The organism is Thiofilum flexile DSM 14609 (assembly GCF_000380185.1).
Classification (GTDB): Bacteria; Pseudomonadota; Gammaproteobacteria; order Thiotrichales; family Thiotrichaceae; genus Thiofilum; species Thiofilum flexile.
Genome location: NZ_KB904754.1, coordinates 20,415 through 39,463 on the forward strand (window position 1 = coordinate 20,415; position 19,049 = coordinate 39,463).

The window sequence follows — 19,049 nt, forward strand, 5'->3', positions numbered from 1 at the left end:
GGTGGTCAGCACCAGACCATAGGGCTATGCCATGATGGGGTGACATTGACATCCTCCCCGACCTAAAGGACGGGGATTCCTGCTGCCAGACGCTCATATCCGAGCGCGAGAATGTTCTTAGCCGCATTAATATCTCTATCATGCAGCACCCCACACTCAGAGCAAGACCATTCTCTTATTCCAAGACCCGCTCTACCTTTCGGACTATTAGGGCTTATACAGCCGCAACACGAACACGTCTGGGTAGTGTACTGTTCATTGACCTCTAGAAACACCCCTGACCGCGCACTCGCTTTGTATTTCAGTTGTGTCTTGAGCATAAACCAGCCCGCATCTAAAACGCTCTTTGCCATCTTCGTTTTAGCGAGACCGGAACTGCTCACGTTGCCAATGACGATTAAGCCGTTTGCTTTAACGACTTTATTGGAAAATTGATGGATAGCCTCTAAGCGCCTGTTTTTAATCTGGGCGTGGATAGCCTTTACCCGTTTCTTTTGCTTAGCGCGTTGAGCTTTGCCTAGTTTAGGTTCTAGCTCTCGATAGAAATCACCACGCTCTAATTTATCCCCATTGCTACAGGTTGCGGTGTCTTTTAGACCTAGGTCAATACCCACTTCACCCGTAGCAGGTGTTAGGTTATTAACGACTTCTACTACTACATTGAAGTACCAACGGCCTCGCGCCTCTTGGGAAAAAGAGCCAGAGCGAAACTCATATTGAGAAAGCCCATAGCTATCCCATACACCAAAAAAATGACCCGCATAGCGTACTTGCCCATGCTTCCAAACCGCAGCACCTTTTTTAAAGGGTATCCAACCTAAGGAGCGTTTAGAACCACTCGATACTCTCCAACGCAGTTTGCTTTTCTTGAATTGCTTACGCGCTTTTTCGTGAACCGCAATGGTTTCTTGAATCGTCGAGGAGTGAATCATAAAGCCACGTTCGGCTTTAATGCCTTTGAGTTGGCTTTGTAGGTCATAAGCACTGAGATAAAGTGAGTGAAAACCAAACTCTGGAATGAAAAAGTGAGAATAATAGGCGGTTTCTTCATTCGCGGCATTCCACACCTGATTCACCTCAAACGCCATACGTTCAAGAATAGGCTTGTATTTATCCTTGATGCGAACTTTGAGAGTTTTCAGGTGAGTGGATGATTTCATGATGTTGATTATACTACAAAAGGTGCTAACTGCTATAACCGTGGTACTACCTTTCATCGGCTGTCGCCGATCGCCTTATATCCCCTAGCTGAAGCAAGGGGCTTTACGACTGGTTCGGTAAAGTTCCGGCACTCAAGCATGGTGCTGCCATAGTGACGGAAACAGCCGCTATCTGTGCTTATCTTGCGGATTATTTTCCAGACAAAAATATGATTCCACCGGCTGGCTCACCCGCACGAGCGGCCTTTTACCGCTGGCTATTCTTTGCTGCAGGGCCATTAGAACAAGCTATAACGGTCAAATCACAACGCTGGGCTGTTGCAGCAGATCAGGAAAATGTAGTCGGTTTTGGTAATTACGACAAAACCATGGCTACCCTACGCACTGCCCTGCAATCGGGTCCCTATATCTGTGGAGAACAATTCACCGCTGCGGATGTCTATATCGGCTCTCATATTGGCTTTGGCCTACTATTCAATACCATCGAAACCAATCCTGACTTTGAAGCCTATGTAAAACGCCTATATGCACGCCCAGCCTTTCAGCGGGCAGAACAAATCAATGATGAACAATTCAAGTCAGCCTAACTTGATCTCATGCGGACTCCTGACACCACATTGTCAGGAGACTCTGCCACATTGATTATGCCGAGTGTTGGCGCAACTGATAGATAAAAGCGTCTACTGCAGCACCATCCTTAGCTTGGGCTTTTATAATAACCCGCTCATACCCCGCCCCTTCAAACTGATCTATCTCGTCCCAATAGGCAGATAAATTATCCGAGCTAAATAGATAACCACAGACTACCTCACCGTCTGGTGTGGGAATAATACCCGGAAAACCCATGTCAGCGCCCCAGCCCTCACTCACTAAGCGCCCCCGAACAGTAGCCTCTACCCATTCACCCCCCACCTTTTTAAGTAAATGCTCATTAGGACGACCGGGTGCTAGCGAGCCATACACGAATAACTTATTAACCGTTAGATTTAAGGTCTGAGTGGGATCAATACCCTCCTTGATCAATAGGTCATCTAGGCTATCGAGTAACTCATCTAGTCGATGTAACAACATTTCATCCGCCGTAGCTGCACCTCGCAATACTTTCTCAACCTGAGTCTGAAAATCCACAGGTAACTTCGGGCACTTCTGCAATGCAAAGGCTACTAGTTTCTTTTCACCCGGATTCAGAATTTCATTAATGGCAAACAACATATCAAAATAACTGGCGAATAAAGCCGCTACTCGATGATTAATACTGACTAGATCCTGACGCTCAATCGCTTTTTTAATCTGGGCATAGTAGGAGGGAATCACAGCCCTCAACACGGGATGATTTTTGGCAATAATGGCGCGTTTCAGCGTGGCAGGATAAGGCAGACTATAGCGCTGCTGTAACTGCGCAAACCAACCTTGGCGATCAAACAGTATGTTTGAGTTTGAAATCGTATACCAGAAACAGGTGGTATAGCCCATACTAGCTTGATGAGACACTGCCACGCGCTCTAGTTGTTCGGTGATCCAAGACAGACTCCAATAGATCATATCGACCTCAATACCAGACTCTAGGTCAAACCATTCATCACCTAAATCCCAGAAGGTCAGATTCAGATCTGCCTTGCTCGCCCCTAGTGTTTTGACTATCGACTCCCGTGTGCTTAAGGGAATGATTTCATTGGAATAGATATACAGATCAATATCAGAATGCTTATCTAAGTTGCCACTAGACTGTGACCCACCAAGGGCAATAGCCTCTACACACGGTATAGCCCTGAAATGCTCAACCAGTTTATTCGTGAGTAGGGAGTATTCTGAAGCTTTCTTTTGCATACAATTTTCTCGTTGAGGTCAATAAATAGGGCAGATAACAACCCAACTTCCTAATTTGAGTCTACCAATAGGCTCAAATGTACTCATCATATCAATATCTGCCTACTCATCTACCCCACCCTTGGCTTAAAAGCTGTCTAAGGTATCAATTCTATGAGGAGTTTATCACTCATATGTTTTCAACCCCTCTAAATCATGGCCAATTTCTACTTTAGAAATTAACTATGGCCGATAGACCTGCAGGACAATCCAAAATGGGGGGACGTAAGTACACCGAACAAAAGTACCGCCTTAAGGATATATTGCGCTTTCGAGGAGCAAAAAAGCTGATATAGATACAGAGTTTATAGTAAATGAAAAATTAGATACTTTTTTGCGTAACCATGTTCAGGATGGAAGATTACTCAATGGAGCAAAGGTACGATTTAGCGATAATCCCAAGGTATCGGGTTTTACACTCGATTTTGATTTGTAGTGAGGTTTAAATAATGAATGCAGATAGAGATGCTTGGTATCGTAGTCGGATTTTATGGAAAGCTAGTCAGCATAAGCTTTTGGATAAAAAGTGTTATAAATTTTCTGATTTACCAGAGAATGAGGCCTCATTGATTCAAAATATGCTTCCTTCGAGTGTTAATCCTGTGATTGTATTTTGGGAAAATCAAGACAAATGGACTGTTCTTGGAACAAGAATAGTTGCTTCTTTTTATCAAGGCAACTTGGTTCTTGCTGAGCTTGACAAAATAAATAAGCAGATAAGTGTCGTGCTACCAAAAAACTCTGATCCAAAAAATATCAAACGAGAAGCTAGTTTTCTTAGGTTGGATGCTCTTGATACTCTCATTTGGGCACCGGCTGGCTCAGAGTTATTTGCATTGATGAATATTTTGCAGATGTTCCCATTAGTTAAAAAAATTGATTTACTTTAAATAGCCATCGTTTGATTCCTAAAGTTCCTTTTTTTTAGGAGGAGAATACAAATAAGAAAATGGCTATCACAGGCGATGGTTTTCTTGTCGTAGCTACCATAAAAAATATGAATGTGCCAGTCGAAGTAGAAGTTTGTAGTAGCCAACCTATCAACAACTTTGGTCTATGGGATCACATTGTTCAATGTGGAATAGACGTTACTTCCCCCAATTATCTGTGTAATAGCGAAGAATATTGAAGGAGTTAAGCGTACCTGAAGCTGCTTAAACACCTAATCCTTGCGCCGCCCAACGCAAAGGCAATGACTCGATCACTCACCACATCAACGGTCGATCCCAGCCAACACTCCTACGTTTTGTTACGAGGAAACCTATAATTGCTTCGCATCTAGCCAGCGACTTATAGGAGTATCTTTTATGTCAGATATTTTACAGATAAGTCCATGGTCATTATCTATAACTGCATGACTATCCGTAGGGAAATTATCAATAAACTCCTGTAATAAACTATTATCTCGCCACTCAATTAAATAGGGAATTGGTTCTAATATTAACGACTTGACTACTAACAGCTCATCTTCGTCATAATCACGCCATATATCATTAGGCTGATAGATGCTGAGCCAACCATTTGAAGTCTCTATAACGAATCTACCATCCTCAGTTATATATTGATTTACTAGGCTACTCCACGATTTTAGATGAGATTCTTTTTCAAAGAAAATTACTATTGAATTCATGGCTTCACTACACCTATCAATGTAGAGCTTTTGGTATCTTTATGCAGACAGACCCAAGTGTCAGCTAATCGTGAACCAGATCAGTTAAATACTAGCTTTCTATAATAAGGCAGTCACATCAGTTTGCATCTCTATATAGAGATAGTCTTTATTTTTCCAATTAGAAAATAACTTCTTCGCTACACTTAAAGCTTTTGATGAATCTTTATAACTAACAACAAGAAATTCAACCGTGCCCTCTGGATAGAGTGGATCATCACCAAATTTTTTTACCCATACTGCATAAGGGTGGGTGTCATTTTCATCGTAAATAATTTTAATAGCTCGCTTCAATTCTTTGTTTATAAAAGAAACGGTATCTGAATCATCACATTTAGTGTTTAACCATGGCTTCCAATCATTCATTTCTTCAGAATCAGTCAGTAAGTTCCAAAACTTTTGTGATGTACTCATAAAATAATTCCAAGGTTATGAATGAAATTTGTGTTAGGGTATAAAGGCCATTCCAGTAAGAACCTCTATATCAATTCTAGCTGATGGATCTTTTCGATTAACATCTTTACATGACTTACTGATTGGAGCTGATATAGGTCATGATTTAGAGGGCATATGAACAAGCAAGAGATAACGTTCTATCTATGCTGATTAGCATAGTGAATAGCTAGAAACTCGATGTTAGCATCGATATTTTGCAAGGTACAATTTACTTAACGTCAAAATAAAAAAGCCCTGTAAGCTATTAACTTACAAGGCTTTGAAGACTGGTGGGTCGTGCGCGATTCGAACGCGCGACCACCTGATTAAAAGTCAGATGCTCTACCGACTGAGCTAACGACCCGTCTTGAGGTTGCGTATTCTACACAATTCAGCTTCAGTTGCAAGCCATTTTTATAGTTTTTTATGAATTGAGCATAAATTCTACAAAACTACGCTGTTCCCAACCGAATAGGCCTAATATCTAAGACATTATCATCTGGCCTGCAATCTAATAATACTAAATCTTTACCATTTTCAGGTATCTGCGGCAAGCTCACCCACAGTTGGGTAGTAGATTGATGGGCTAAGGTATTCAAATGCGCCAGTGCCTGACTTAATAATGGCTCAGTAAAACTAAGCAATGCCTCGTCCCAAAATAAACTATGCTGATTTGTCCCATGCCTCAATGCTAACGCTTTTGCCAAGCTGAGTCGCAATGCCATAGCAATCTCACGCTGCACTTCTGCTTTAAGTGTTTTAAAGGGAGTGCGTGACTGATTAGACTCTTGTATTACATAAAGCTGTAAGTCATCTGCTAACTCAACTCCCTGATACTCTCCCCCAGTCATAGCCTCAATATAAGCCCGTGTACTGTGATTAATCGCACCATTAAAACGAACCGCTGCCTGATGATGAGCACGATTAAGCAGCCCCTGCGCCATAATTTGAACCTGTAACTGCGTTTGTGCCGCCCCTAGCACTGTTTGACGCTCTAATTGTTGTTGCTGTATTGCCTGAGCCTCTTGTGCTTTCGTTTGCTCACGATAAATATCCTCATTGGCTCGTGATAATAACCCAGCCGTCATTTGCTGACGTTGCTGTAAATTCACCACTAAACCATCCGCGAGATGGCGCAAATCCGTTGGTTCGATAGCATAATTTTCTACCCTATTCGACCACTTAGCCAAGGACTGCATATCCATCAGCATATCCGCACTTTCAGGGGCTATCTGTTTTTCACGCAGCCAATCTGCTGTAGCCGGATGAAGCAACTCATGTAAGGACACACTCATCATACGATAGCCGGTATATAAGCGTTGCGCCAACAGACCTACCTTACTACGCAGTGGTGTCATTTCCTCATTTGCCAAACGATAGGCAAAAAAGACAGCTACCGCAGCACTAATGCCCAATAGTAAGGCTATCCAAATCATGAGTTTAGAGGCACCTGTCCATAAACTCTCAACCCACAGAGTAAACCCACTACTTAAACTCCCCCCCAGCAAAATCAACATCAGTAGCAATAATAGTCCCGCCCCCCAATGCAAAGAACTCACTTGGCGTTTGATTTGGTGATAGAGGGGATAACGCCGCTCATAATGTTGAGTTTCCTCACCAATTTGCTCGGCTAGCGCATAATGCTGCTCTTGAGAATTTGATAATTCGGCTTGCGTTTCTTGTAACCATTTTAAACGTAAGGGATCGACTTTCCGCTGTTTTAACTGAGCGGCTTGCTCTTGTAAGGTCTTTTCTAATTGCTCCGACTTAGAAAGGGCAGTACGGGTATCATTTTCAATTAAGTCGTGTACTTGCTGATAGACCTGCACCCCCGCCATGGCCTGTATGGCCTCTAAATCAGCCGTACTAGACTTTGTGAGCCGCTGACTCCAATAAAAGGTTTGATTAAAGACTTTATGCCCATAACCCAACAAATTTTGTAATACCGTTTGTACCTGCTGGATGGCATCGGCAATCACTTGTCCGGTAGAGCGATCCCATAACACAACACTCATCTGCCCAGCCGTACTAATCGTGCGCTCAATTAATAGCGCCTTATCATTAATCTGAAACGCGAGTTGGACTATCGCCTCTTCCTGCCCCCAACGTATTAATTGATGCAGTGTTTTCGCCCCCACCCGATCCGAGAGGCCAAAGAGGGCAAAAACAATAGCCTCCCCAATAGCGCTCTTACCCGTTTCATTACCGCCAACGAGTAAAATCACTCCATTGGCGGGAATCAATTGAATATTGAGGTGCAGAAATTGGCGAAAATTTTGTGCCTGCAATGCTTGAACGATCATATCCCCGCATCCTGCTCAGACTGACTGACAGTATCAATTTGTGCAAGTGCATAACTCACTGCCTGCAAATAGAGTTTGCTATCAAACATTAGATTTTGCTGTTGAATCAAACGGTCAGTTTTACAAAACTCCAAAAACCGTCGACCCGCTGCCGTCCGTGGCTGTAAAGTCGTATACCAATCTTGTATGGGTGGCTGGGACATAAACGTACCTCATTGCAGGTATTGCACGAAATAATACTTAGCTAGAACCCCTCACTGGTCATTTGCTCAATTCGAGCTTGTGCTAAGCGAGCTGCATTACTACTAGGGAAGTACTCAATAGTGTCCTCTAATGATTGGCGTGCCATTTCCCAACGTTTGAGTTCATAAAAGGCATAGCCCATTTTTAAAGCCGCGTCGGGTGCTTTGGCGCTATTTTTATAACGTTGTAACACTTTCGCAAACTCATCCACCGCACGAGCATAATTATCTTGTGCATATAAAGCCTCACCTAACCAATATTGAGCATTAGCTGCCAAAGGATGGCTAGGATACTGCCGCAAAAACTCTTCAAAGGCGGGGACTGCTTGAGCAGGACGCGCTAGTAGTAACTTATAAGCTGTATTATAGGCCTCCCCTGCTACTATATCGGCCTGTGTTTCATTAGCAGGAATCAAAGGAGCGCTGGGCGTCACATCTGAACTACGTAATGAAGTAGCCGCTGGTCGTGCTACAGGTTTAACGGGCTTCTCGGCTCTATCCTCTGCAGTTTTTTCAGTACCATAGTAATAATAACTATCCGAACTCTCAGGACTCACCTTCTCAGCCGTTCCTACCATTCCCTCTGGGCTATTCGCAGGATCAGGAATCTGAATACCCTCCGAGGTCACCACAGGCTCTGCCCTAGGTGCAGGTGCGGGTACTGGCGCTGGAACCGGGGCAGGAGCAGCCGGCACTTGAGAAGATTGTACCCGCTCTGAGCGCACGGGGGTTTCTCCTGGTACTTCTAGCTTTTGCACCCGCTCATCTACTTGTAAAAAGCCATCTTTTTGATTTTGTTGCAGTGTTTCAACTTGATTATATAGCTCTTGATTTTTCCCGCGTAAATTACGCACCTCTTGCTCTAATTGATTCAGTCGATTGACTAATTGTGCGGCGGCCTCATCTTCGACCGGAGCAGCAGCAACTTGCGTTGCTACTCCACCGATTACCCCCCCTAAAGCCCAGCCTATTATTATTTTCTTCATAGTGGATTATTCTCCAATATATTTAATCTCCACACGCCGATTTTGTGACCAAGATTCCTCATCTTGACCCAATTTAACTGGCATTTCCTCACCATAACCAATGGTATTCATACGTGCAGCACTTGCTCCACGCACAGACATATAATCCCGTACCGCCATACTACGGCGTTCCGATAAGGCTAGATTATATTCGCGTGAACCTCGATCATCCGCATGCCCCTCTAAGCGGATTTGTGCGTTTGGATTAGCACGTAAGTATTTAGCATGAGCATCCAGAATTGCCATGTACTCAGGCTTAATAGAAGATTGATCATAATCAAAATAGACAATACGACGCGCTAATAACCCTGCATCAGCCCCCCCTGTGCCACCTTGATTATTATAATTCCCCCCAGCACCATATTGTCCACCAGAACCACCGGAACCATACTGTCCACCAGAGCCGCCGTATTGTCCGCCTGAACCAGACTGACCTTGCCCGCCTGAACCGTATTGTCCACCACCATACTGACCATTGCCTTGATTATTAGCATATTGGCCTTGCCCTGCACCACCATAACCATATTGTCCGGTAATACCCCCACGGTTACGGTTGGCTTGCTGCTGCCGCGCACGAGCCGCTGCGGCTGCCGCTGCACGTTGACGGGCTAATTCTGCTTGACGCGCACGCTCTGCAGCTGCCCGCCGACGCTCAGCTTCATAAGCATCATAACCAATGCCACTGCCATTATCATAGCCATTTGTATTGGTACCTGTACCACCACGTCCATAGCTACCCCCTTGGCCTCCAGCACCATTGCTACCCCTGCCTGAGCCACTTCCTCCCATGCCGCTGCCTAGCCCACTACCACCACTAGCATCCTCCAAATAAGTAGTCGTGGTATCGATGGTGGTCATTTCTGAAGCATTAGCCACCAATGGTGCGGTACTTTGCTGAGCACATCCTGTCAAAGCTCCAGCTACCAATATAGTTAACATAGAAAATGGTTTTATACGCATAACATAAGTCCTTGACTCTGTTCACTGATCATTAGAACGTTTAAGGTAAATAAGGTGACCAAGCAGGATTACGAGCGGCTCCTCCTTGGATAGGCAAAAACTGGCGCGACTTACCATTATCACTTGACACTGCTAATTGCTCCCTACCCCCAGCACGCGTGGCATACACTACCATGGCACCATTAGGCGCTAGTGATGGCGACTCATCGGCTCCACCTCTAGAAACTGTAGCACTATTCTTAGTCGAAGCATTCATAATCGCAATCTTAAAACCCGCACCTAATTGACGAACCATACCAATTTTATTCTTTACAATACTGGGGGCTGCATTGTAATCACCCTGGAAAGTAATCCGCTGCCCATCACCACCATTCACAGTGGTTCGATAAAGCTGTGGCTTGCCCCCTTGGTCTGAGGTATACACAATCGTATTATTACTTGCCCATGCCGGTTCAGTATCAATCGCTCGATCTTGAGTAACTCGTTTAATCGCGCCATTACGTACATTGACCACGTAAATGTCCGTATTATCCTCATCGGTTAAACTAATTGCGATTTGAGAGCCATCGGGTGACCACGCGGGTGCTCCATTTGTACCCTCATATAGCAGCAAGACGCGCTTATCACCACTTTTCAGGTCTTGAATAAATACCGCCGAATGATCCTTTTCAAAAGAAGAGTAGGCTAAAAAGCGTGCATCAGGCGACCATGCTGGGGATAAAATAGGTTTATTCGATTGCATGACTGATTGGGGATTATAGCCATCCGCATCCGCCACCATGAGCTGAAACGTCTGACTCCCTGCCGCTCCATTGGCTAATATATAGGCCACCTTGGTATCAAACGCCCCCTTAATCCCAATCATTTTTTCAAATAATAAATCCGCCGCCTTATGCGCCATCCGCCGTCTATTCGGATGAGGTGGAATACGATAACCGGCTACCCGTTCACCTGTTGCCGTATTCAATAACTCCACGGTCAGGGTATCGGTTTGTGATCCTACCACCACATAATCCGCCCCAGAGCGCCGCAATACCTCTATATTAAACGGCTTACCTAACTCTAGACGTTGCCCAGCTTTGGCTGGACTAATTAAGGTAAAGCGCCCACTACGATCAAAATCAGCTTCAATAATCTTGGCAGCCTGATCATCCCCTGCAAAAGGAGCGATCATAATTGGCAAGGCTTGGTCAATCCCATCCGTAATACGCACCTCAATAGCCGCAGATACCGAGGTACTTGCCATGACATAGAATGCCAAGGCACTCATCCACTTGAATATTGTTTGATAGTTCATAAGGTTATGGCTCAAAAATAATTCTTAAATCCTCGTTATATAATTCATCGTAACGCGGCCTAGGAAAGGGTTCCGACTTTCGAATAGCGGCCACTAATGAATCACAAAACGCTCGACTGCCACTACAGTTAGCGACTTTTAGGCTTTTTACATAGCCTGGCGGACGCACAACCAAAGCAATGGTTGCTCGCATGCCAAAGGTATCTTCTGGCTCAATCCAATTAGAACTGACTCGTTGACGGATCTGCCGCGCCCATTCTTGTTGCCCACGATCTAAAGCTTGGCGATCAACACTACTAGGGGCACGAGCATTAGCAGACTCTCTGGTACGCGCTGCTGCTCTAGCACGAGCCGCATCAGCCTCTGCTTTGGCTTTTTCTTCTGCAGCAGCACGAGCACGTACCGCTCTGGCGCGTTCGGCCTCTGCCTCCGCTTTTGCCTTCTCTTCTGCAGCAGCACGAGCACGTGCCGCTCTGGCGCGTTCGGCCTCTGCCTCCGCTTTTGCCTTCTCTTCTGCCGCAGCACGAGCGCGTACTGCTCTAGCACGCGCTGCTTCCGCTTCAGCTTTTTCTTTCTCCTCTGCAGCGGCACGAGCACGAGCCGCTCTAGCACGCGCTGCTTCTGCCTCAGCTTTTTCTTTCTCCTCCGCTTCGGCACGAGCACGAGCTGCTGCTCTAGCGCGAGCAACGGCTCTAGCTCTTGCTTCCTCCGCTTCTGCCTCAGCTTTAGCTTTTTCCTCTGCTTCGGCACGGGCGCGAGCAGCAGCTCTAGCACGTGCGACGGCTCTTGCTTCCTCTGCTTCAGCCTCGGCTTTGGCTTTTTCTTCCGCCTCTGCACGAGCGCGGGCGGCGGCTCTGGATCTCGCTTCAGCACGAGCACGCGCCTCGGCTTCTTCCTTGGCCTTTTCTTCAGCTTCGGCACGCGCACGCGCTGCTGCTCTAGCACGCGCTATTTCTGTTTCTACCCTTGCTTTCTCTTCCGCCTCTGCACGTGCTCTAGCTTCGGCACGAGCTTTTGCTTTCGCCTCCGCTGCTTCTTGCTCCTTACGCTCTGCCTCTTTGGCTAACCATTTTTCACGCGCAATCGCCTTAGCTTGCTCCTCTTCACGACGCTTAGCCTCAGCTTCAGCCGCTGCAATACGTGCTGCTACCCGTTTATTTTCTTGTTCTTCTGCCTCAGCTTTTGCTTTGGCTTCTTCACGGGCTTTTTCCTTCTCGCGCTCGCGTCTTGCTTCAGCTCGTGCCTCTTCGCGGGCTTTTTCCTTTGCCTCAGCTTTAGCCTTTTCCTCCGCTTCGGCTTTTGCCTTGGCTTCTTCGCGCGCTTTCTCTTTTTCGCGCTCGCGTCTTGCTTCAGCTCGTGCTTCTTCGCGGGCTTTTTCCTTTGCCTCAGCTTTAGCCTTTTCCTCCGCTTCAGCTTTTGCTTTGGCTTCTTCGCGAGCTTTTTCCTTCTCACGCTCGCGTCTTGCTTCGGCACGTGCTTCTTCGCGGGCTTTCTCTTTTGCCTCAGCTTTAGCTTTTTCCTCCGCTTCAGCTTTTGCTTTAGCTTCTTCACGTGCTTTCTCTTTCTCACGTTCACGTCTTGCTTCGGCGCGTGCTTCTTCACGCGCTTTGTCTCTTGCTTCGGCCTTCGCTTTCTCCTCTGCTTCAGCTTTAGCCTTGGCTTCTTCACGCGCTTTCTCTTTCTCACGCTCGCGTCTTGCTTCGGCTCGTGCTTCTTCGCGGGCTTTGTCTTTTGCTTCAGCTTTAGCTTTTTCCTCTGCTTCGGCCTTTGCTTTGGCTTCTTCGCGGGCTTTTTCCTTTTCACGTTCACGTCTTGCTTCGGCCCGTGCTTCTTCGCGGGCTTTGTCTTTCTCTTCTGCTATAGCTTTTACTTTGGCTTCTTCGCGGGCTTTTTCTTCTGCTTGGGCTTTTAAACGGGCTGTTTCCCGTGCCTTTATTTCGGCTTGTTGTGCGGCTATTTCTGCAGCTTGACGCTCTGCTTCTAAACGCGCCGTTTCTTGCCTGGCTCGCTCTGCTTCTGCCCAACGTTCTAACTGCTGTTTAGCGGCGGGGTTAGTATCCTCCGGTAAGACCTGCTCCTCTAAGGGGGGTAGCTCAGATAGACTTTGCAGACGATCGGGTAACGTAGTCTGATTGCTTGAATCCGATAACGGTGGCTCTGATAGCGGCGGCTCTTGCTTAGCCTCATCTAGTGGTGGGGTTTTAATACCTTCGGTCATTAGCACCGTGTCAGGTTGCTCGGAAACCTTTGGTATAGATTCCCACTTAAAACTAATAATCAGTAACAACACCACTACGATATGCAAAATAATTGCAATAGCTAACGCTTTGGGATGTTTGAGTAACTCTTTTAGCATTGTATTGTTCTCAAGGGTTACGTTCCGGCTCAGCCATTAAACCAATCTTTTTCGCACCCGCTTTTTGCACGGCGACCATGGCTTGCATCAAATAATGATACTCAACACGCCCATCACCTTTGACATAGACGGGGCGTTCAGCAGATGCACGTATTTTATCCTGAATAACATCGGTAATTTCTTCTAGGCTCATTGGGTTATCACCCTCAAGAAAATACTTCCCCTCATGATCCACCACTACAATCAAAGGCTCTTGTTGATTATTCGTGGTGAGTGGGTCGGCATTGGCTTCGGGTGCATCGACTTCAACGCCCGTTTTCATCATAGGAGCGGTAATCATAAAGATCACCAGTAACACCAACATGACATCGATGTAAGGCACGACATTCATCTGTGCCATCGCTTTACGTGGGCGTCTCATGACTTACTCCGTTGCGTGACCATATGGCGCTCTAATAAAGCGGTAAATTCTTCGCGGAAATTCTCATAACTCACCGCCAAACGCTCTACTTGATCACTAAAACGGTTATAGGCAATTAGGGCTGGAATCGCCGCAAATAGGCCAATCGCAGTGGCAATCAAGGCCTCTGCAATACCGGGGGCTACCACATCAAGGGTAGCTTGTTGCATTTTACCCAGTGATAAAAACGCATTCATAATCCCCCACACCGTACCAAATAGCCCCACATATGGGCTGGTCGAGGCGACGGTGGCTAAAAAGGTTAAGTTCTGTTCTAAATTATCAATCTCTTTAGAAGCGGCTACTCGCATGGAGCGTTGTACCGCATCGGATACAGAAAAATCAGAACTCACCGCATCCAATTTACTAGTACGCCGGTATTCATGAAAACCATCATAAAAAATCCTTTCCATGCCGGTACGGGTGGCTGTCTTTTGCGATAGCTCATCGTATAGGGAGTTCAGCGCCATCCCACTCCAGAAACGCTCCTCAAATTTAAATGCTTGCTGCTTAGCCCTACCTAGGGCATAGGATTTGCTAAAAATTAAAGTCCACGACAATAAAGAGGCGAGGACGAGTAATAGCATCACCACCTGTACTACCGGACTAGCATCGGTAATAAGCTTCATGACCGATAGATCAGCATTCATACGAGTAAACTCCTGATTTCGTGAGGAATAGCGGTTGACTTAAACTTATCTAACTGCACACAGACCACTTTGACGCTGGCGGTAATTAAGAGTTCAGCCTCTGTGGTTAAATTACGACGAGTAACCGTTTGCTCAAACTCGATACTAGCTCGTCCTAAATGCTTCACCCGTGCAGTAACTTCGATTTGATCATCAAACTTGGCTGGCTTTAAATATTCAATACTAAGACTACGGACTGCAAAGGCTATATTTAAAGCATTCATTAAATAGTGTTGCTCAAAACCCAATTGGCGTAGCCATTCGGTACGCGCCCGCTCCATAAAACGGATATAACCCGCATGATAAACGACACCACCCGCATCGGTATCTTCATAATAGATACGAATAGGCAAACTAAAATGATTAGAAACTACTAATTGAGTCATATACCCGTAAACCCTATTAAATTAACCCTATCAACAACTGATTATAGTGAATTAATTTATAAAACTATTATTGTTTAACCAGCCAATCACATAAAGTTGCTAATTGATGGTCATTAGTTAAATTAGCACAATTTGCTAATCTATCTGTGGTATATAGAGAAAAAATCTCATTTGCCATAGCTGGCTCTATTGCTGCACCAATAAATATCAGCGGTACTTTATTGAAAGCAGTATTAATACGATTTAAGGCGCTGAGTGCTGTTTTCCAATGCTCATCAGCACCAGCAGAATCAATTCCCCCCTTTAGTTCACCTAATACTTTATAGTTACTTGTATCACTTAATAGCTCTTTAACTACAGAGACACTCATTTTATTTGGTTTAGGCAAGCCCTCCATTAGGACAATATCAATATTTTTCCTAACTTGGGGTACATTAATATCATAGATTAAAATTCGAGATGAGTTATTTAGCACCCTCCATTTTATAGCCTTAATCGTGCCTAGAGATTGATAGTCTATAGCTTTACCATCAATCTCTATCCAGTTTTTATTATAAAAAACAATATCAGCGTTTAAAATATTAAGCTGTGCAATAACAAAGCGAGTTAGCTTTTCCTTAGCAATTAAACCCACAATATTACGCATTTTTCCACCTAAAGCATCACCTGCTGTTAATAGATAGCGATAAACAACTTCATCTTTATAGGCTGATCCCATAGGAACCAACACCTTTTCAATAAAATTGGCTAGTAGTTTATCTTTATCCTCAATATTTAAATGTGTCTTAGCTTTAACCGATAAACCAGCAGCTTCTAATAAGCTTTCTCTGATCTCACTCAAACTCACTAAGTCAGAAGCTTGCTTTGAGTGGTTATCTAAATAAACCTTTAATGCCTTAGCACGATCAATAAAAGGTTCTGATTCTAAATTGCGTCGTAGGGCATACTCTAGAAAGCCATTACGTCTAGCTTCACTAGTAGTTATTAAATCATCTGGGCACTGTACATAAACATTAGCCATTACTGCTCTCAAACAGTTGCTTTTGCAAAGCATCCCCAATAGCTTTTGCTAATATAGGGGGAACAGCATTCCCTACTTGCCCAAATTGAGTCATAGTTACAACCCGCTTACTACTGTAAGAATCCAAACGTGTTCCTATAAATTCCCAATGCAAAGGGAACGTTTGTAAACAGGCTAACTCACGTACTGTAAGCATTCTATTTTCAAAAGGATGAATAAAATCTCGATAACCACTACGCGTTACCGTAGGAGAGGGTTTATTAGGATCTAAACGTCTATAGGTAGAGCCAAATGTTTTTTTGATATGACTTAACTTTCCTCCAATAGGAACAATCTTAATTTTCTCTAAAGTTGATGGGGCATGAGCGGTTTTTTGATGATTCTTAATATCCATGTTTAATAACTCTATCCTTAATAGTACCTGCTACTTTTAGTGCTGTTTCTGAAGGCTCTTGAGCAGCGGGTAAATCGCCAATACTATCCCAGACAGTTAACCATGCTTGTTTGGATGGGGTATTGAATAAATCTACTTGTTGAGTTGTTTCATTTGCTGCATGGGTTGGCTTAGGAAAATTAAATTTCTCCCCAATACGATTGCCTACAATAAAAATTCTCTCTCTAAATTGAGGAGCACCATAATTAACTGCATCTAAAACTTGATAACTAAGCTGGTATTGATAAGTTTGACCTTGATACTCAATAGGCTCTGCTACCTCTTGCAGAATAGCGTTTAATGCTTTCCCTCCTTCCCAATTCACCATGCCTTTTACGTTTTCCATCACAAAAGCTGCAGGCAATGCTTCTCGAACCACACGAATAAATTCTAATACTAAACGCCCCCGTGGATCGTTTAATCCCATTCGTTTTCCTGCCAAACTAAAACTTTGACACGGAGGCCCCCCTACAACCAAAGCAGCTTCTAATGGTTTTAGCTTTGCAACCGCTAAAATGTCGGCTGTAGTAGTGTGAGTAATATCCGCCTCTAGAACCGGTATGTTGGGCATATTTTTTCTTAAGGTGGCACAACAAGCGCTATCTTGCTCAACCGCTACCGCCGTCTCAAAACCAGCCTGATGGAAACCAATATCCATCCCACCCGCTCCGGAAAATAAACTAATAATTTTACGTGTCATATCAAGCCTATAAAAAGCATACTACCGCTTATTTAGTTATCAGAACTATCCAACACCGTTAATACTCCCTGTTCAGGTAACTGTAGCTCAAAACGTGAAGGTGTGTGGAGTCCAAAGTATTGCCAAGTGTGCCGTGTTGCCATACGTCCTCGTGGGGTACGCATCATAAAACCCTGTTGAATCAAATACGGCTCAATCACATCCTCAATCGTTCCACGCTCCTCACCAATCGCTGCGGCTAGGCTATCCACACCGACAGGCCCTCCATCAAATTTTTCCAACATAGCCATGAGCAAACGTCTATCCATATGATCGAGACCTTGGCTATCCACATTGAGCATGGTTAAAGCACCATCTGCCATCGCCTTGGTAATCAGCCCATCGCCTTTGATCTGAGCATAATCACGTACCCGACGCAGTAAACGATTGGCAATCCGAGGCGTTCCACGTGCACGGCGGGCTATTTCATAAGCTCCCTCTGCCTCAACCTGTACCCCTAAAATACTCGCCGCACGGGTCACGATAAAGGCTAAATCCTCCACATTATAAAACTCCAAGCGCTGCACAATACCAAACCGATCCCGTAATGGTGAGGTCAAAAGCCCCGCACGTGTCGTCGCCCCTACCAAAGTAAAGGGCGGCAAATCTAATTTAATTGAGCGAGCAGCAGGCCCTTCACCAATCATAATATCGAGCTGAAAATCCTCCATGGCAGGATAGAGTATTTCCTCTATCATCGGACTCAGACGGTGAATCTCATCAATAAATAAGACATCATGTGGTTCGAGATTTGTCAAAAGCGCTGCTAAATCCCCTGCCTTCTCTAGCACAGGCCCGGAGGTCTGGCGTAAATTCGCCCCCATTTCCTGTGCAATAATATTAGACAGCGTGGTCTTACCCAATCCGGGGGGGCCAAAAATTAGGGTGTGATCTAATGCCTCGCCACGGCGCAAAGCAGCACCAATAAAAATCTCCATTTGCTCACGCACCAGTGGTTGACCAATATAGTCTTTTAACCGACGTGGGCGAATTTGATCATCTGCACGCTCCTCTTGTGGAGTCGCACGGGGTGAAATCATACGTTCTGAGTGACTTTCCATCGTTTTAAGCCAATAATGTGTTTCGTTTATTTTACGGGCTTTAGCACCACCATGCCTACCACACAATTCAGCCAGCTATGGTTACAGGCCATGCCGCTTTTGTTTGTGATCCTGTGGAGTACCGGGTTTATTGGTGCCAAATTTGGCTTACCACATGCGGATGCTTTGGCTTTTTTGAGTATACGTTATGCCTGGGTGATTGTGCTCATGACCGGCATAGCTTTAGTCACTAAAGCACCTTGGCCTAAGGGTTTACGGCTGTGGATTCATTTAGGTATAGCGGGATTGCTGCTGCAAGCAGGGTATTTAGGTGGGGTTTTTCTTGCCATTGGTCATGGCCTACCGGCAGGTATTACCAGTTTAGTCGTGGGTATGCAGCCCCTCTTAACAGCCGCATTAGCAGGTTGGTTGCTGCATGAAACCGTAAGCCGTAAGCAATGGCTCGGTATTGTATTAGGTTTAATTGGAGTCTTTATGGTTATTAGTGGGCGTGCTAATATGACCTCGCTAGATAAGATTGACCCTATGCAATTAATTCCGGTGGTGTTTGCCTTATTCAGTATTACGCTAGGCACGCTGTATCAAAAAAAATTCTGCCCCCACTTTGATTTAAGAACGGGAGCGGTGGTGCAATTTATCCCAAGCTTAATCATCACTGCCTTATTGGTTCCAGTATTAGGCAGTTGGCGGATTGAGTGGACGGGTGAGTTTATTTTTGCCTTAGCGTGGCTAGTGTTAGTGCTCTCCATCGGTGCCATTAGCCTATTAAGCTTGCTGATTCGGCAACAGGGTGCTGTTAGTGTAAGCAGTTTATTTTATTTAACGCCGGCGGTTACCGCTTTAATGGCTTGGATATTATTTAATGAACACCTGAGCATTCTACAAATCACTGGCATGGTGGTGGCTATCTTAGGTGTATGGCTAGCTCGTAAAACTACTTAACTCAG

Annotated in this window: 20 protein-coding genes and 1 tRNA gene; 3 read left to right on the forward strand and 18 right to left on the reverse strand. The window is 45.0% G+C overall.

The annotated features are described in order from the left end of the window. Nucleotides 1-62: 62 nt before the first annotated feature. The gene (locus A3IK_RS0105200) at nt 63-1,160 is read right to left on the reverse strand and encodes an RNA-guided endonuclease InsQ/TnpB family protein (RefSeq protein ID WP_026220820.1); all 1,098 of its coding nucleotides are present in this window, start codon (nt 1,158-1,160) and stop codon (nt 63-65) included. A gap of 152 nt (nt 1,161-1,312) precedes the next feature. Here A3IK_RS0105200 and A3IK_RS18575 point away from each other — a divergent pair, with 152 nt between their 5' ends. After that, the gene (locus tag A3IK_RS18575; RefSeq protein WP_020558922.1) at nt 1,313-1,747 is read left to right on the forward strand and encodes a glutathione S-transferase family protein; all 435 of its coding nucleotides are present in this window, start codon (nt 1,313-1,315) and stop codon (nt 1,745-1,747) included. Between the two features lie 55 nt (nt 1,748-1,802). Here the strand turns inward: A3IK_RS18575 and A3IK_RS18580 are convergent, their stop codons facing one another. After that, nucleotides 1,803-2,987 (reverse strand): gamma-glutamylcyclotransferase, encoded by a 1,185-nt coding sequence (locus A3IK_RS18580; RefSeq protein ID WP_020558923.1) that lies wholly within the window; start codon nt 2,985-2,987, stop codon nt 1,803-1,805. A 488-nt stretch (nt 2,988-3,475) separates the two neighbouring features. On the opposite strand from A3IK_RS18580, the gene A3IK_RS18585 reads away from it, so the two are divergent. Beyond that, nucleotides 3,476-3,916 carry a hypothetical protein gene (locus A3IK_RS18585; RefSeq protein ID WP_020558924.1) on the forward strand — a complete coding sequence of 147 codons (441 nt, stop codon included), beginning with the start codon at nt 3,476-3,478 and terminating at the stop codon, nt 3,914-3,916. Nucleotides 3,917-4,287: 371 nt separating this feature from the next. Here A3IK_RS18585 and A3IK_RS0105225 read toward each other — a convergent pair whose 3' ends face one another. From A3IK_RS0105225 to ruvB, 16 genes are all read right to left on the reverse strand, one after another. Continuing rightward, a complete protein-coding gene (locus A3IK_RS0105225) occupies nt 4,288-4,656 on the reverse strand; it encodes a hypothetical protein (protein ID WP_020558926.1) in 369 nt (122 codons plus the stop codon). A 99-nt stretch (nt 4,657-4,755) separates the two neighbouring features. Beyond that, nucleotides 4,756-5,109: a hypothetical protein gene (locus tag A3IK_RS0105230; RefSeq protein ID WP_020558927.1), complete on the reverse strand. Its 354-nt coding sequence runs from the start codon at nt 5,107-5,109 to the stop codon at nt 4,756-4,758. Between the two features lie 309 nt (nt 5,110-5,418). After that, nucleotides 5,419-5,494 (reverse strand) — tRNA-Lys (locus A3IK_RS0105235). Nucleotides 5,495-5,582: 88 nt separating this feature from the next. Further along, nucleotides 5,583-7,433: an AAA family ATPase gene (locus A3IK_RS0105240; protein ID WP_020558928.1), complete on the reverse strand. Its 1,851-nt coding sequence runs from the start codon at nt 7,431-7,433 to the stop codon at nt 5,583-5,585. After that, nucleotides 7,430-7,636 (reverse strand): hypothetical protein, encoded by a 207-nt coding sequence (locus tag A3IK_RS0105245; protein ID WP_020558929.1) that lies wholly within the window; start codon nt 7,634-7,636, stop codon nt 7,430-7,432. Before A3IK_RS0105245 ends, A3IK_RS0105240 begins: the two co-directional genes overlap by 4 nt. A gap of 41 nt (nt 7,637-7,677) precedes the next feature. Then, the gene (gene ybgF, locus A3IK_RS20170) at nt 7,678-8,661 is read right to left on the reverse strand and encodes a tol-pal system protein YbgF (RefSeq protein ID WP_020558930.1); all 984 of its coding nucleotides are present in this window, start codon (nt 8,659-8,661) and stop codon (nt 7,678-7,680) included. 6 nt (nt 8,662-8,667) lie between these two features. Beyond that, on the reverse strand, nt 8,668-9,660 hold the full coding sequence (gene pal / locus A3IK_RS21080) for a peptidoglycan-associated lipoprotein Pal (RefSeq protein WP_051081546.1): 993 nt from the start codon (nt 9,658-9,660) through the stop codon (nt 8,668-8,670). Nucleotides 9,661-9,700: 40 nt separating this feature from the next. Next, on the reverse strand, nt 9,701-10,957 hold the full coding sequence (gene tolB / locus A3IK_RS0105260) for a Tol-Pal system beta propeller repeat protein TolB (RefSeq protein WP_020558931.1): 1,257 nt from the start codon (nt 10,955-10,957) through the stop codon (nt 9,701-9,703). A gap of 4 nt (nt 10,958-10,961) precedes the next feature. Beyond that, on the reverse strand, nt 10,962-13,313 hold the full coding sequence (gene tolA, locus A3IK_RS20180; protein ID WP_020558932.1) for a cell envelope integrity protein TolA: 2,352 nt from the start codon (nt 13,311-13,313) through the stop codon (nt 10,962-10,964). Between the two features lie 10 nt (nt 13,314-13,323). Then, nucleotides 13,324-13,734: a protein TolR gene (tolR, locus tag A3IK_RS0105270; protein ID WP_020558933.1), complete on the reverse strand. Its 411-nt coding sequence runs from the start codon at nt 13,732-13,734 to the stop codon at nt 13,324-13,326. Further along, the gene (tolQ, locus tag A3IK_RS0105275; protein ID WP_020558934.1) at nt 13,731-14,423 is read right to left on the reverse strand and encodes a protein TolQ; all 693 of its coding nucleotides are present in this window, start codon (nt 14,421-14,423) and stop codon (nt 13,731-13,733) included. Before tolQ ends, tolR begins: the two co-directional genes overlap by 4 nt. Next, the gene (gene ybgC, locus A3IK_RS0105280; RefSeq protein WP_020558935.1) at nt 14,420-14,848 is read right to left on the reverse strand and encodes a tol-pal system-associated acyl-CoA thioesterase; all 429 of its coding nucleotides are present in this window, start codon (nt 14,846-14,848) and stop codon (nt 14,420-14,422) included. The genes tolQ and ybgC overlap by 4 nt, the downstream gene beginning before the upstream one ends. A gap of 67 nt (nt 14,849-14,915) precedes the next feature. Beyond that, nucleotides 14,916-15,869 carry an AvaI/BsoBI family type II restriction endonuclease gene (locus tag A3IK_RS0105285; RefSeq protein WP_020558936.1) on the reverse strand — a complete coding sequence of 318 codons (954 nt, stop codon included), beginning with the start codon at nt 15,867-15,869 and terminating at the stop codon, nt 14,916-14,918. Beyond that, the gene (locus tag A3IK_RS0105290; protein WP_020558937.1) at nt 15,862-16,263 is read right to left on the reverse strand and encodes a DNA cytosine methyltransferase; all 402 of its coding nucleotides are present in this window, start codon (nt 16,261-16,263) and stop codon (nt 15,862-15,864) included. The genes A3IK_RS0105285 and A3IK_RS0105290 overlap by 8 nt, the downstream gene beginning before the upstream one ends. Beyond that, a complete protein-coding gene (locus A3IK_RS0105295) occupies nt 16,253-17,002 on the reverse strand; it encodes a DNA cytosine methyltransferase (protein WP_020558938.1) in 750 nt (249 codons plus the stop codon). Before A3IK_RS0105295 ends, A3IK_RS0105290 begins: the two co-directional genes overlap by 11 nt. A gap of 32 nt (nt 17,003-17,034) precedes the next feature. Then, a complete protein-coding gene (ruvB, locus tag A3IK_RS0105300) occupies nt 17,035-18,102 on the reverse strand; it encodes a Holliday junction branch migration DNA helicase RuvB (protein WP_020558939.1) in 1,068 nt (355 codons plus the stop codon). Nucleotides 18,103-18,153: 51 nt separating this feature from the next. Between ruvB and A3IK_RS0105305 the strand changes: the two genes are divergently transcribed. Continuing rightward, nucleotides 18,154-19,044, forward strand: coding sequence for a DMT family transporter (locus A3IK_RS0105305; protein WP_020558940.1), 891 nt, complete (start codon nt 18,154-18,156; stop codon nt 19,042-19,044). Nucleotides 19,045-19,049: the final 5 nt, after the last annotated feature.

Excerpts from the sequence above, each read along its gene's own strand:
- ybgC (WP_020558935.1), bottom strand. The coding sequence starts at position 14,848 with ATGACTCAATTAGTAGTTTCTAATCATTTTAGTTTGCCTATTCGTATC.
- A3IK_RS0105305 (WP_020558940.1), top strand. The coding sequence starts at position 18,154 with ATGCCTACCACACAATTCAGCCAGCTATGGTTACAGGCCATGCCGCTT.
- A3IK_RS0105200 (WP_026220820.1), bottom strand. The coding sequence starts at position 1,160 with ATGAAATCATCCACTCACCTGAAAACTCTCAAAGTTCGCATCAAGGAT.
- A3IK_RS0105225 (WP_020558926.1), bottom strand. The coding sequence starts at position 4,656 with ATGAATTCAATAGTAATTTTCTTTGAAAAAGAATCTCATCTAAAATCG.
- tolB (WP_020558931.1), bottom strand. The coding sequence starts at position 10,957 with ATGAACTATCAAACAATATTCAAGTGGATGAGTGCCTTGGCATTCTAT.
- A3IK_RS0105295 (WP_020558938.1), bottom strand. The coding sequence starts at position 17,002 with ATGACACGTAAAATTATTAGTTTATTTTCCGGAGCGGGTGGGATGGAT.
- A3IK_RS18585 (WP_020558924.1), top strand. The coding sequence starts at position 3,476 with ATGAATGCAGATAGAGATGCTTGGTATCGTAGTCGGATTTTATGGAAA.
- A3IK_RS0105285 (WP_020558936.1), bottom strand. The coding sequence starts at position 15,869 with ATGGCTAATGTTTATGTACAGTGCCCAGATGATTTAATAACTACTAGT.
- A3IK_RS0105240 (WP_020558928.1), bottom strand. The coding sequence starts at position 7,433 with ATGATCGTTCAAGCATTGCAGGCACAAAATTTTCGCCAATTTCTGCAC.
- pal (WP_051081546.1), bottom strand. The coding sequence starts at position 9,660 with ATGCGTATAAAACCATTTTCTATGTTAACTATATTGGTAGCTGGAGCT.
- A3IK_RS0105290 (WP_020558937.1), bottom strand. The coding sequence starts at position 16,263 with ATGGATATTAAGAATCATCAAAAAACCGCTCATGCCCCATCAACTTTA.
- A3IK_RS18580 (WP_020558923.1), bottom strand. The coding sequence starts at position 2,987 with ATGCAAAAGAAAGCTTCAGAATACTCCCTACTCACGAATAAACTGGTT.
- A3IK_RS0105230 (WP_020558927.1), bottom strand. The coding sequence starts at position 5,109 with ATGAGTACATCACAAAAGTTTTGGAACTTACTGACTGATTCTGAAGAA.
- ruvB (WP_020558939.1), bottom strand. The coding sequence starts at position 18,102 with ATGGAAAGTCACTCAGAACGTATGATTTCACCCCGTGCGACTCCACAA.
- A3IK_RS0105245 (WP_020558929.1), bottom strand. The coding sequence starts at position 7,636 with ATGTCCCAGCCACCCATACAAGATTGGTATACGACTTTACAGCCACGG.
- tolQ (WP_020558934.1), bottom strand. The coding sequence starts at position 14,423 with ATGAATGCTGATCTATCGGTCATGAAGCTTATTACCGATGCTAGTCCG.
- tolA (WP_020558932.1), bottom strand. The coding sequence starts at position 13,313 with ATGCTAAAAGAGTTACTCAAACATCCCAAAGCGTTAGCTATTGCAATT.
- tolR (WP_020558933.1), bottom strand. The coding sequence starts at position 13,734 with ATGAGACGCCCACGTAAAGCGATGGCACAGATGAATGTCGTGCCTTAC.
- ybgF (WP_020558930.1), bottom strand. The coding sequence starts at position 8,661 with ATGAAGAAAATAATAATAGGCTGGGCTTTAGGGGGGGTAATCGGTGGA.